General features: G+C 32.2%; 14 protein-coding genes. 10 read left to right on the forward strand and 4 right to left on the reverse strand.

Going from position 1 to position 12,135, the window contains the following annotated elements:
- Positions 1-439 precede the first annotated feature (439 nt).
- The 5 genes from EV214_RS04350 to EV214_RS04370 all read left to right on the forward strand — a co-directional run bounded on the left by EV214_RS04350 (position 440) and on the right by EV214_RS04370 (position 5,241).
- Positions 440-1,471, forward strand: coding sequence for a 3D domain-containing protein (locus tag EV214_RS04350; RefSeq protein ID WP_165916229.1), 1,032 nt, complete (start codon positions 440-442; stop codon positions 1,469-1,471).
- Between the two features lie 111 nt (positions 1,472-1,582).
- A complete protein-coding gene (locus EV214_RS04355) occupies positions 1,583-1,993 on the forward strand; it encodes a DUF3842 family protein (RefSeq protein ID WP_132243095.1) in 411 nt (136 codons plus the stop codon).
- A 185-nt stretch (positions 1,994-2,178) separates the two neighbouring features.
- Positions 2,179-2,709 (forward strand): ribonuclease M5, encoded by a 531-nt coding sequence (gene rnmV, locus EV214_RS04360; protein ID WP_132243097.1) that lies wholly within the window; start codon positions 2,179-2,181, stop codon positions 2,707-2,709.
- Between the two features lie 16 nt (positions 2,710-2,725).
- Positions 2,726-3,589 (forward strand): 16S rRNA (adenine(1518)-N(6)/adenine(1519)-N(6))-dimethyltransferase RsmA, encoded by an 864-nt coding sequence (rsmA, locus tag EV214_RS04365; RefSeq protein ID WP_132243099.1) that lies wholly within the window; start codon positions 2,726-2,728, stop codon positions 3,587-3,589.
- Positions 3,590-3,858: 269 nt separating this feature from the next.
- On the forward strand, positions 3,859-5,241 hold the full coding sequence (locus tag EV214_RS04370) for a DUF7922 domain-containing protein (protein ID WP_132243101.1): 1,383 nt from the start codon (positions 3,859-3,861) through the stop codon (positions 5,239-5,241).
- Positions 5,242-5,302: 61 nt separating this feature from the next.
- On the opposite strand, the gene EV214_RS04375 is transcribed toward EV214_RS04370, so the two are convergent.
- Positions 5,303-5,734, reverse strand: a complete 432-nt coding sequence (locus tag EV214_RS04375) for a rhodanese-like domain-containing protein (protein ID WP_132243103.1) — start codon at positions 5,732-5,734, stop codon at positions 5,303-5,305.
- Between the two features lie 246 nt (positions 5,735-5,980).
- Between EV214_RS04375 and EV214_RS04380 the strand changes: the two genes are divergently transcribed.
- The 4 genes from EV214_RS04380 (at position 5,981) to EV214_RS04395 (ending at position 8,857) form a co-directional block, all read left to right on the forward strand.
- Entirely contained in the window at positions 5,981-7,630 is a 1,650-nt protein-coding gene (locus EV214_RS04380; protein ID WP_132243105.1) for an FAD-dependent oxidoreductase, read from the forward strand.
- Between the two features lie 37 nt (positions 7,631-7,667).
- Positions 7,668-7,892: a sulfurtransferase TusA family protein gene (locus EV214_RS04385; protein WP_132243107.1), complete on the forward strand. Its 225-nt coding sequence runs from the start codon at positions 7,668-7,670 to the stop codon at positions 7,890-7,892.
- An 11-nt stretch (positions 7,893-7,903) separates the two neighbouring features.
- Positions 7,904-8,377, forward strand: coding sequence for a DsrE/DsrF/DrsH-like family protein (locus tag EV214_RS04390; protein WP_132243109.1), 474 nt, complete (start codon positions 7,904-7,906; stop codon positions 8,375-8,377).
- A 210-nt stretch (positions 8,378-8,587) separates the two neighbouring features.
- Positions 8,588-8,857 carry a metal-sensitive transcriptional regulator gene (locus tag EV214_RS04395; protein WP_132243111.1) on the forward strand — a complete coding sequence of 90 codons (270 nt, stop codon included), beginning with the start codon at positions 8,588-8,590 and terminating at the stop codon, positions 8,855-8,857.
- 12 nt (positions 8,858-8,869) lie between these two features.
- On the opposite strand, the gene EV214_RS04400 is transcribed toward EV214_RS04395, so the two are convergent.
- Entirely contained in the window at positions 8,870-9,337 is a 468-nt protein-coding gene (locus tag EV214_RS04400; protein WP_330571252.1) for a DUF3189 family protein, read from the reverse strand.
- Between the two features lie 202 nt (positions 9,338-9,539).
- On the opposite strand from EV214_RS04400, the gene EV214_RS04405 reads away from it, so the two are divergent.
- Positions 9,540-10,607: a YibE/F family protein gene (locus tag EV214_RS04405; protein WP_132243113.1), complete on the forward strand. Its 1,068-nt coding sequence runs from the start codon at positions 9,540-9,542 to the stop codon at positions 10,605-10,607.
- 48 nt (positions 10,608-10,655) lie between these two features.
- Here the strand turns inward: EV214_RS04405 and EV214_RS04410 are convergent, their stop codons facing one another.
- Positions 10,656-11,072 carry a flavodoxin gene (locus tag EV214_RS04410; RefSeq protein WP_132243115.1) on the reverse strand — a complete coding sequence of 139 codons (417 nt, stop codon included), beginning with the start codon at positions 11,070-11,072 and terminating at the stop codon, positions 10,656-10,658.
- A gap of 125 nt (positions 11,073-11,197) precedes the next feature.
- Positions 11,198-11,788, reverse strand: coding sequence for a DUF3793 family protein (locus EV214_RS04415; protein ID WP_132243117.1), 591 nt, complete (start codon positions 11,786-11,788; stop codon positions 11,198-11,200).
- Positions 11,789-12,135 lie beyond the last annotated feature (347 nt).

Here is a 12,135-nt window from a genome sequence, read left to right on the forward strand (position 1 = left end):
AATCATATAATAGAAAAGTGTGAGAAAGATAGGCATTATTTTATTTATTTTTTGAAAATTTCCTGGGAAATATGACGAAGGTTGACAATGTATAATATTTATAATTATGTAAATAATAATCAATATTGTATTTTAATTACTCTGAATACTGCAAAAATTTGACTTTAGAGAGGTTTTTGTGTAGACTACTGTAGTTATCTTAAAACGACATATGTTTTATAGCAAGATGAAACTACAAAAAAATGTTAATTAGTATATAATATACTATTTATAGAATTTTTACGAAGGATGTATACTATATGTGGTATAGCGCATCAGCAAATTATAGTTTGATGATTTTTTTTATAATATAAGATGAAAAAGGCTGTAATCTACCGCTAAAATGAATAGCAAGCTGTATAATTTTGAAGGTAGAGAAAATAAGGAGGGTAAAAAACCTATGGAAACACATTTTAAGAATATAAAATTGCTTATAAAAAGAAATTTTATGATTCTAGGGATTGTTCTGCTAATAGGAATGCTTTGTGGAAGTTTTGCATTGAAAAAAGAGATTGTCATTAAAGATGGAGAAAAACAAGTGAAAGTAGAAGTGTTTTTTTCAAATGTAGCAGATGCAATCAAGAAAGGGAACATAGCATTGAATGATCATGATCAAGTATCTATTCCACTGAAAAGTAAGGTAAAAGATGGCATGACTGTTACCGTTCAAAGAGCATATCCCGTGAACATACAAGCAGATGGTGAATTAGTAGAAGTAATGACTGCAAATGAAAAGACAGAAGATATCTTAAAAGAATATGCAATTCCTATTGGAGAGAAAGACAAAATTGAACCAGCACGAGATGAAAAAATAAATAAGTATGAAACCATCACCATCGTGCGAGTCAATGAAAAAATTGTTGCAGAAAAAGAAGAGATCCCTTTTGAAAGTATGATTCAATACAATAATACATTGGATCAAGGAAAAGTGAATATCATTCAAAAAGGGAAAAATGGTGAAAGAGAAGTGAAGTATAAGGTTGTATATGAGGATGGAAAAGAAGTATTTAAAGAATTAACAGAAGAAAAAATTTTAAAGAGTCCTGAAAAGGAAATCGTAGAAAAAGGGACAGCGATGGTCGTCGCAACCTCTAGAGGGAATATTAGAGTTGAAAAAACCATCAAGATGACTGCAACAGCTTATGACGCTACCTTTGAGAGTTGCGGGAAACATCCTGGGGATAAAAATTATGGCATTACCAGAAGTGGAACAAAGGTAAAGCCAGGAGTTGTGGCAGTAGATCCAAACGTAATCCCTTTAGGAAGTAAACTCTATGTGAAATCTCTTGATGGATCGAAAGATTATGGGATCGCAAGCGCCGAAGATACAGGTGGTGCCATAAAAGGAAATCGAATAGATCTTTATTTTGAAAGTCCAAAGGATGTTAAAAAATATGGAAAAAGAAAAGTTGTAGTTTATGTTTTACAATAATGAGAACAGAGGACAGGGGATTTTCTCCTGTCCTTTATGATTATCTACAATGTTTTTTATGAATATGGTATAATGATGTGAAACTACAATATCCTGTAAAGGGGGTAGAGAATGAAGATTGCTGTAATTGATGGGCAAGGTGGAGGTCTTGGAAGATCAATTGTTGAAAAGATTAGAGAAAATTTTAAGGATAATATAGAAATCATTGCTTTGGGAACAAATTCCCTTGCAACATCTAATATGATCAAAGGTGGGGCTCATGCTGGAGCAACGGGTGAAAATGCTATTAAGGTAATGAGTAAGAAAGTAGATATAATCATTGGGCCTATAGCGATTATTGTATCTAATGCAATGATGGGAGAAATAACACCAGTGATGGCAGAGCATGTATCGGATAGTCAAGCTAAGAAAATATTGTTACCTATGAATAAGTGCAATATACACATTGTAGGAACGAAGGGGTTTAAGATCAATGAGATGATTCAAGCGATTATTGAAGAATTAAATAGGCATAAGAATTAAAACCATGAAGGTCTGTGCATAGAAAGACCATCTTCATGGTTATTTTTATGATCGCTCCCTATGTGATATTTATTTTCATTATAATGGAAAGAATAAGGAAAAGGAAGGAAATATTAAGGTTTACTATCATATATCTATATTGTACAATGATTTAAGAATAAGAAAAGAATAGTTGGAGGAACAATATGATTAAAGAAGTAATAGTAGTAGAAGGCAGAGATGATGTGATTGCTGTTAAACGGGCAATGGATGCAGAAATGATTACTACGCATGGATTTGGATTAAAGGAAGAGACATTCAAAAGAATAGAATTTGCGCAAAGACGAAAGGGCGTTATTATATTTACAGATCCAGATCATGCAGGAGAAAAAATAAGAAAAAGAATAGCCGATCGGGTAAAAGGCTGTAAACATGCTTTTTTACCTAGAGAGCAAGCAACAAAAAATGGAGATATTGGTATAGAAAATGCTTCTCCGGAAAATATTTTACTTGCGCTAAAAAAAGTTCGAACAGAAAGTGATAGCGAGAGAAAGGAATTTAAGCAAATTGATTTAATAAAAAATGATTTAGTAGGGTCTAATGAAGCCAGTTACAGACGGGATGAACTTGGAAAAGAATTAGGCATTGGCTATGCAAATGCAAAACAGTTTTTAAATCGATTAAATAATTATGGGATTACGAGAGAAGAATTTGAAAAAGGACTAAAAAAATTGTAATGGAGTAGGAGCGATTATGGAGAGATTAATTTCACCAAGAGTAACAAAAGAAATTGTAAAAAAGCATGGATTTAGATTTACAAAGAGTTTAGGACAAAATTTCTTAGTAGATGAAAACATATTGTATAAAATTATTGATGGGGCAGAAGTAGACAAGGAAGATATGGTTATTGAAGTAGGTCCTGGGATTGGGACACTTACACAAGGAGTGGCAGAAAGAGCAGGAAAAGTGGTTGCTGTTGAAATTGACAAAACATTAATACCCATATTAGCAGAAACTTTAGGGGAGCAAGAGAATGTAGAGGTAATTAATGCAGATATACTAAAGATTGATATACATAAATTGATCAAGGAAAAATCGGAGGGAAGACCCGTAAAAGTGATTGCAAATCTTCCTTATTATGTAACAACCCCTATTATCATGAAATTTCTAGAAGAAAAGGTACCCATTCAAAATATCGTAGTCATGATTCAAAAAGAAGTTGCAGATCGAATGCAAGCGCAGCCAAATACAAAAGACTATGGCGCTTTATCTGTAGCAGTACAATATTATTGTGAACCTGAGATCGTGGCACGTGTGCCAAAAACTGTATTCATTCCACAACCGAAAATCGAATCAACCGTTATTCGATTGAAAGTTTTAAAAGAGCCAAGAGTGAAAGTAGCGGATGAAAAGATGTTATTTGCAGTGGTAAAGGCAGCTTTTGGAAAAAGAAGAAAAACGCTTTTGAATGCTCTTTCAAATAGTAGTTTAAATATAGATAAAGAAACCATTAAAAAAATGTTGGAAAGTAGCGGTATAGAAGAAAAAAGAAGAGGAGAGACCCTTACTATAGAAGAATTTGCAAAACTTGCAGACACATTGTGTGCGCATATATAAATAAAAAACAACTGTATTTTGGATATATATACCAAAACACAGTTGTTTTTTATTTATAAGAAAATTATAGATTGTTTAGAATATGGATCATTCGTGATTGCATAGGTTTTAAGAAATTCGAGTAACGGAAAGTTTAAATAATCTTTTTAAAATTCTGTTGGAAAAATGAGTAGCGATAGCACTATCATGCGATTTTTTTTATAAAAAGTGAACTATTTTTAAAATTGTACATATATTAATAGTAAGTGATAAAAGGGGGGAGGTTAACTATGAACGGGAAAAGATATAGAAGATATTTTATTATACTAGATCATGAAGATGAGGGGTTTCAGAATATAGGAGGAAAACAGCTAAAAGGATATACAAAAATAGAAACAAAAAATGGAAAGGGTGTACTTAACCATTATATTCAAAATATAAAGTATTTTGATCAGGCAGAATATGTTTATAAAGGATATTTAATAGGAACAAAAGAAGGAAAACAAATTTGTGCGGATAATGGTGCATTGGCTATTGATGAGAATGGCAAGGGAGAATTAAATTGGAAATTTGATGCTGAAAATGTGGATGGACAAGGAAATTCTATAAGAGATTTTAATGTGATTGCTATTGTAGCAAAACCTGTTGGGGAAAGTGTGATAGGAAAAGATATGGCAGCTCCTTTAGTCGGATTTATTGATAAAGAAAGAGTTGCATGGAAACATGTATTGGCCAATCAGTACAAAGAAGAAAAACGAGAACACAAACAAGAAGAAAAAGTTCAGCAAACGATAGAAATAACAGCAGAATCCCATAAGGAAGAAACGGAAAAGATTCAGATGCGCAATGTAGAGAAAGAAGAAAAAGAGATTGAAGTAGCGTCTTTGGATGTGAAAGAAGAAATAGAAGAAATAGAACCGGTTAAAGAATCAATAAATATAGCAGAAAAAATTGCAGAAGAAGTAGTAGAGAAAGAAGAAAAAATAGAGGAAATGAAGAGGTCTGATCCACAACCTGTGAATATGAAAGAAGAAGTATTAGAAAAAAAAATGAAACAAGAAACATTACAAAAGAAGAGGAAGCATGAAGAAAAAGAACATTTTGTAAAAGGATATAGAAGTGAAGGGCAGAAAGATGGGTATGAGCTAGAGTATGGAGAGATGAAATTTTATGATTGTAAAAATCCATATGGGTACTATGGGCAATATTTTAAAATGGTATGTGGATATGTTGAAAATACACTGAAATATTATAAGGAAGCAAAACCTTTTGAAAAAAATATAGGGAATTGCAAGTGGTGGAAGATGGACTGTAACCAACAAACATTATATAGAAATTTCTTGCCTTTCTATGGATATGTAAACAATATGCATGGAAATATGCCTTATAAAAATCACGTGATGGGATGTCCGCATTTAATTTATAAGTATCAGCATTATATTTTTGGGATTATTCGTGACGAAAATGATGGACCTATGTATTATTTGTATGGAATGCCTGGAAGATTTATGGCAAATGAACAACCGGATGAAGGCGTGACTGGATTTGTCTATTGGCATCCTATAGAAGACAAAAAAGCGGAAAAAGGAGACTATGGATATTGGATTTTACACATAGATGCTAAAACAGGCAATGTGGCTGTCCCTCTAAGACCAACAATCCCTCCACGCTAAAATAAAATTTTAACAACAAAAAGCCTTTCACCCTATATTAGGGTGAAAGGCTTTTTGTTTCTTATTCTGTCTCATAAGTCCATTTTTCAATACCGCCATTTAACATGTATATTTTACAAAAACCGTTACTGGCCAGCATATCAGCAGCTTTTGCACTTTTTTTATCACTGCTACCGTAGATCATGTATATTTCCTCGCGATCATAATAGTCTAATTTTTTCTTCAGTTCTTTGTAGGATATTTGTGTAGCACTTGGCAAATGACTCTGTAAATATTTTTCTGCATCTCTAATGTCAAAAACAATGGCAGTAGGATTTTTTTCTAGCAGTACCTTCGCTTGTTCAGCAGAGATCTGTTTATAAGCATACTTCATTGTTTCTGAGAAAGTTTCATCTGAGCCTGACATGAGTATAACGATTCCTATAATCATGATAACGAGTAGGGCTAAAGCAATGTACAGGCTACGTTTTTTCATAACAAAAATTCTTAGCATATTTATTCACCTCACTAATGGACATCGTACTAATAATATATTTGTACGGAGGTTGTATTATTACTGAAAAATTTATTTTTTAAGCTGTTCGTTTCGTTTGTTGACTTTTTGTCAAACTTTTAGTATCCTATAAATAAGCATCCCCATTGCTGGGGGGGTGGGAAAATAAAAGACATACTTTGTGAAAATAGAGGGAAATCTATGAGCAAGAAAAGATTTATAAAATTATATAGGGGTGAGAATCGTATGGCAGAAAAAATAGTTGTTATTGGCGGTGTAGCTGCAGGAACAAAAACAGCAGCTAAGATTAAAAGAGAAAATTCAAAAGCAGAAGTTGTGATTATAACAAAGGATGCACATATTTCTTATGCAGGTTGTGGGCTGCCCTATTATATTGGAGGGGTAATAGAAGAAGAACGTGAATTGGTTGTAAAAACACCTGAAGATTTTAAATTAGTTACAGGGATTGATGTATTTACAAAACACGAAGCGGTAAAAATTAATAAAGAAGAAAAAAATGTAGAAGTGAAAGATTTAACAACAGAAGAAATGAAAATATTTCCATATGACAAATTAATTCTTGCCACAGGGGCAACACCATTTGTACCGCCTATTGAAGGAAAAAATTTATCCGGTGTATTTTCAGTAAGAACTGTATCAGATGCCCTAAAAATTAGAGAAATGGTGGACAACGGAGCAGTAAAAAAAGCGGTTGTTGTTGGTGGGGGATTTATAGGACTTGAGGTTGCAGAAAACCTACATGAAAGAGGGATTGGGGTCGCGCTTGTAGAGCTGATAGATCATATTTTACCTCCTTTTGATGAAGAAGTTGCCCTTTATGCACAAAACTATATGTGCGAAGAAGGAATCAATATTTATACAAGAGAAAAGGTACTTTCATTAGTAGGGGATGAAAAAGTTAAAAAGGTAGTTACAGACAAAAGAGAAATTGAAGCAGATCTTGTGATCATGTCTGTAGGGGTTCGACCGAATATAAATATTGCAAAAGAAATAGGTGTAGAAATAGGTGTTACAGGTGCGATTGCGGTAAATGAACATATGGAAACAAATATTAAAGATATTTATGCAGTAGGAGATTGTGCAGAACATGTAAATTTAGTTACAGGCAAGCCTGCTTGGTACCCAATGGGATCTACTGCAAATAAGATGGGTAGAGTTGCAGGGATAAACATAGGTAGTGAAGGAAAAGATACTTTAAAAGGTGTACTTGGGACAACGGTTGTAAAGCTTTTTAAATTGAATGCAGCAAAAACAGGATTATCAGAACGAGATGCGAAAAAAGCTGGGTTTGAAGTAGAGACTGCGCTTGTTCCAGCAAATGATAAAGCGCATTACTATCCAGGATATCGGGAAATTATTACAAAGCTTATTGTAGATAAGAACACCCACAGAGTGTTAGGGGCACAAGTAGTTGGAGAAGGGGTTGTAGACAAACCAATTGATATTATAGCTACAGCTATAACTTTTGACGCAAAGGTTGAAGATTTAGAAAAACTTGATTTAGCGTATGCACCACCATTTTCTATGGCAATGAGTTCAACGATTGTAGCAGCCAGTGTACTCACAAATAAGTTAACAGGAAGAGTAAAGGGGATTGGACCTATTGCACTTAAAAATAGATTGAGTGAGTTACAAATTGTTGATACACGTGATGAAGGATCTTTTATGATTGGAACCATTCCAGGAGCGATAAACATTCCTTCAGGAGAAATTTATATGCGTGCAGATGAATTAGACAAAGAGAAAGAAACTGTTTTAGTATGTAAATTAGGCAAAAATGCATATTTAGCCTATATAAAATTAAAAGAATTAGGGTTTGAAGATATAAAAATTTTAGATGGGGGTATGAACGCTTATCCATTTGAAAGAGAATAATAGTAGAAAAGTATAAAAAATTTAGGAGGAATTAAAAATGGCAGAGATAAATTTAAATTGTAAAGGATTACAATGTCCAGGACCGATTATGCAAATATTTAAAGCTACAAAGGAAGCACAAGCTGGCGATGTGATTAATGTTAAGGTTACAGATAGAGGGTTTGCAAAGGATATACAAGCATGGTGTAAAAAAACAGGAAATGAACTTTTAGATCTAAATGAAACAGATACAGAAATTACTGCGAAAATTCTTAAAAAATAAGGAGGGGAAATATGGCTGATAAAAAAACAATGATTGTTTTTAGTGGAGATATGGATAAGGTCATGGCAAGCTTTATTATTGCCAATGGTGCAGCAGCTATGGGAAGTGAGGTTACTATGTTTTTTACTTTCTGGGGATTAAATGCACTGAGAAAGGCAAAAAAAATTAAGATAAAGAAAGATTTTATGGAAAGTATGTTTGGATGGATGATGCCAAGGGGTTCTGAAAAATTAGGACTTTCAAAAATGAATTTTTGTGGCATGGGTGCTTCTATGATGAAGAGCATTATGAAAAAGAAAAATGTAAATAGCTTACCAGAATTAATCGAAAGTGCACAGCTGATGGGTGTAAAGATGATTGCTTGCACCATGTCTATGGATGTAATGGGGATTCGAGAAGAAGAACTTATTGATGGGATAGAGTTTGCTGGGGTAGCTACTTACCTTGGAGAATCTGATGAAGCCAATGTAAATCTATTTATTTAATATTAACGGATAATCAAAAATAAGTTTACTAATTTTGTCCGTTACTTCAATTGTTTTTTTCTTATAGATAAATAAAAGTGGTTGTTAAAAATACAACCACTTTTATTATAAGGAACGTTAAATTCCTGTATCAATAATAGTCACTAGGATATGTAATATGGTACAATATATTAAGTACAAAGACAATATTTTCATAGAAGGAGAGATACGATGTCTAGAGAAGCTGCAAAAAAAGATCTCATTAATAGATTAAGAACTATAAAGGGGCATATAGCAGGAATAGAAAAAATGATTGAAGAGGATACGAAAACTTGTGATGATATATTACTTCAGATTGCTGCAATACGAGCTTCTGTTCATAAAGTTGGTTTAATTATATTAGAAGAACACACAAAGGATTGTTTACTTGGGGAGAATGAAACCTTAACAAAAGATGAAGTGGATAAAGTATTAAAGACAATTGTAAAGTTTATAAAATAGTACCGAAAAGCCTTACGGTACTATTTTTAATTGTGTCTTTTTCACAATGTCACAAATTTTAGGATATGCTTTTATCGTTCCGTAAGTAACAATAGGTCTACCAAAAGAAATAAGACCTAACAGTCTAGAACTTCCCCCGCCAATGCGCATAAGATTATTGACTGCTTTAGAAGTATCTACGAACAAAACTTCTTTTTTATCCCGATCTGCCATATCAAATACTGTTTTGATGGCATTTACAACTAAGTGAGAAGCAGATTGTCTTCCCAATGTATAAACAGAATTTTTATAGAGATCATTTCCATGATAGATTAATCGACCTATATCTTTTTTTTCTAACCGATCAAATAAGGGAATATCTAAAATTTCAGATTTTTTAGGAACACGATCTATTGGCAGATAATTTAGATGGATTGCAGCAGCAATGACAACAGAATGGGTTCCGCTAACATCATGATAAAAGATATACAGACAAATCACCTTTTCCTTTTAGGTCTATAGTTTGATGTGTACACAATTATAGTATTTGATAGTATAGAGAAATATATACTTTTTTATAAAAATTTTAACATATCATATAGTACAGCTTATTTTCAAAAAGGTTATTTTTAATTTTTTGATTCGTGTTTTGTTCTGATTGTCCAAAGAATTTCATAGGATATTATGATAGGAGGTGTGGACAATGAGAAAAAAGTTTTTGTTAACAATTATCTTTATAATATTACTAGGGAATGTGGTTATAGCTGAGGGATTTGAAAGTAATTTTGTAAAAGCAGAAGTAATAGATGTAGAAAATCAAAGCTATAATGAATCGAAAAACCAGATTGTAAGGGTAAAAGTATTAGAAGGAGATTATGTAAATCAAGAAATAGATATTGAATATTTTACTATAGATTATTCGGAATATAATTTTGAATTACATAGAGGCAGCAAAGTAAGGATAAGAATTTCTAAGAATGAGCATAACAAAATTGAAGCAAATATTATGAATATATGTAGAGAGGATCATTTAAAGTTATTAGGAATCATTTTTTTGATAGCTGTGATTATATTTGGGAGAATGAAAGGATTGCTTTCTGTTATGTCCCTAGGGATTTCAGGAATTATTATTATAAAAATTATGATGCCAATGATTTTAAAAGGATGTAATCCTGTTATTGTTGCAATCATATGTAGCATACTGATTATTTTAATAAGCTTTATTCTGATTGCGGGGTTCACACGAAAAAGTTTTATTGCAATACTTGGAACTGTGGGAGGGACTATTATAGCTGGCATATTAGCACAAACTTTTACGAACCTTTGTGCAATTACAGGTTTGGCAAGTGAAGAGGTTACCTTTTTAATTAGGGAAGTAGGAATGGAAATAGACTTTAAGGGTCTTTTCTTAAGTGGTGTAATTATAGGATCTATTGGTGTTGTCATGGATGTAGCTATGACTATCACATCGGTTATCTTTGAATTAAAAAGTCAATCGCCACGTATAGGATTTATAAAATTGATGCATTCAGGATTAGAAGTAGGAAAAGATGTGATGGCAACCATGGTGAATACCCTTGTTCTTGCTTATGTTGGAGGAAGCATGCCATTGTTTTTGATGTTTTATAATTTTAATATGTCTCTTAGTCAGGCTGTAAGCAAAGAAATTATTGCAACTGAGATTATAAGATCATTGTGCGGGAGTATTGGATTGATACTGACGATCCCACTAACCTCGTTTATTGCAAGTATAATGGTAGAGGATAAATAAGGAAAACTCCCTTTGTGTAAAAAGGGAGTTTTTATCATATGTATCATTTTATTTTGCTAAATCTTTTCCTAAATCTCTGCATGCTTCTAATCCTTCATCCTCAGGTGTTAAGTGTACAGTTAATCCTTCATTTATAACGTTAGCACCACAATCTTCCATTCTCTCTACCCAATCTTTCATCCATTGACCATCACCCCAGTCATAAGAACCAAATAAACCAACAGGTTTTCCTGAAATCACACCTGAAATAGATTCTATGAAAGGTTCCATTGAACCTTCTTCTAAGACTTCTGCTCCCATAGAAGGACAACCTAATGCAATAGCTTGAGCATTTATGATATCTTCTTTTTTTGCACTGTCAACATCTATTAATTTTGCATCACTTCCGGCACCTTCTGCTACAGCCTCTGCCATCATTTTTGTATTTCCAGTACCACTCCAATAAATTACTGTCACTTTTTTCATATTAACCCTCTTTTCTATTATTTTTATTTATTTTTATGATTATGAGAAATTATAAAAAGTTAAAATCAAAAGATCATATTATAATTTCCATAATTTTTTAGCAATAAAATTTATGAAAGATATCTTTATGCATAAGTTAATACATTATCTATACTAAAGTAAGTTAATAAATGTTTAATCTTGTTTTTGGCATTTATAAATTCATTGTATTTTTTATCAGATAATGTAGCATCACCATATACTCTCCAACCATTAATCTTAGTAAGTTTCAAAGAAGGATGACCCATAAAGCCAAGCACATCCTTTAGAGGATATCCTAAGAAAATACCTATTTCATCAGGAATCGTACCGTGCATCATTTTATGAATCATATGGTCGATGTAATGATCTAAGCTGTAATTTTTAGGATAACCCATGCTACTTAAAAACTTTGCATTTTGATAATCACTTAATACAGTATCAAGTGATACAGTGTTATAAAAAAATACTTTTGTACTTCTATGATTGAAATGAAATATTTTATATGAAATTTTTTTACAATTCTTAAAGGAATCTTGTATTTTATTCATTTTTTCATACAGTGCTTTGTCGTGATTTTGAAAGCTTAAAATTTCAGCAGGCTTTGCCCCGAGAAGAACAGGGCCTAAAAGCTGAACGAGCCATTTAATAAAATCATCAGTGCTTTGTTTGAAACAGATGTGTTTATTTTCGTTCATAATAATTCCACTCCTCAATCATGATAATGATTATCACTATCATAATAATAACAGAGCTTTTGCGCTTTGTCAATGAAAATAATTATCATTATTATTGACGCAATAGGGAAAAACAGGTAAAATAAAAATGAACAATAGGATGGATTAAAAGTATTTTGAATATGTAGATTTTAAAAGATGATATAGCTTAAATAAGCTCGATGTATCAAAAAAAATTGACAATAAAATAGTTTTGTCATATAATTACAACTAACGAAAAGAATTATCAATAAATAATAAAATTCAATATCAAATGATTCTAAGTAGAGCATGCAGAATAAATTATCTTTATCAAATATATTTTTAGG

Source organism: Marinisporobacter balticus (assembly GCF_004345705.1).
GTDB classification, from domain to species: Bacteria; Bacillota; Clostridia; order Peptostreptococcales; family Thermotaleaceae; genus Marinisporobacter; species Marinisporobacter balticus.

Coding starts and splice junctions, on each gene's coding strand:
- EV214_RS04350 (WP_165916229.1), top strand. CDS start 440: ATGGAAACACATTTTAAGAATATAAAATTGCTTATAAAAAGAAATTTT.
- EV214_RS04355 (WP_132243095.1), top strand. CDS start 1,583: ATGAAGATTGCTGTAATTGATGGGCAAGGTGGAGGTCTTGGAAGATCA.
- rnmV (WP_132243097.1), top strand. CDS start 2,179: ATGATTAAAGAAGTAATAGTAGTAGAAGGCAGAGATGATGTGATTGCT.
- rsmA (WP_132243099.1), top strand. CDS start 2,726: ATGGAGAGATTAATTTCACCAAGAGTAACAAAAGAAATTGTAAAAAAG.
- EV214_RS04370 (WP_132243101.1), top strand. CDS start 3,859: ATGAACGGGAAAAGATATAGAAGATATTTTATTATACTAGATCATGAA.
- EV214_RS04375 (WP_132243103.1), bottom strand. CDS start 5,734: ATGCTAAGAATTTTTGTTATGAAAAAACGTAGCCTGTACATTGCTTTA.
- EV214_RS04380 (WP_132243105.1), top strand. CDS start 5,981: ATGGCAGAAAAAATAGTTGTTATTGGCGGTGTAGCTGCAGGAACAAAA.
- EV214_RS04385 (WP_132243107.1), top strand. CDS start 7,668: ATGGCAGAGATAAATTTAAATTGTAAAGGATTACAATGTCCAGGACCG.
- EV214_RS04390 (WP_132243109.1), top strand. CDS start 7,904: ATGGCTGATAAAAAAACAATGATTGTTTTTAGTGGAGATATGGATAAG.
- EV214_RS04395 (WP_132243111.1), top strand. CDS start 8,588: ATGTCTAGAGAAGCTGCAAAAAAAGATCTCATTAATAGATTAAGAACT.
- EV214_RS04405 (WP_132243113.1), top strand. CDS start 9,540: ATGAGAAAAAAGTTTTTGTTAACAATTATCTTTATAATATTACTAGGG.
- EV214_RS04410 (WP_132243115.1), bottom strand. CDS start 11,072: ATGAAAAAAGTGACAGTAATTTATTGGAGTGGTACTGGAAATACAAAA.
- EV214_RS04415 (WP_132243117.1), bottom strand. CDS start 11,788: ATGAACGAAAATAAACACATCTGTTTCAAACAAAGCACTGATGATTTT.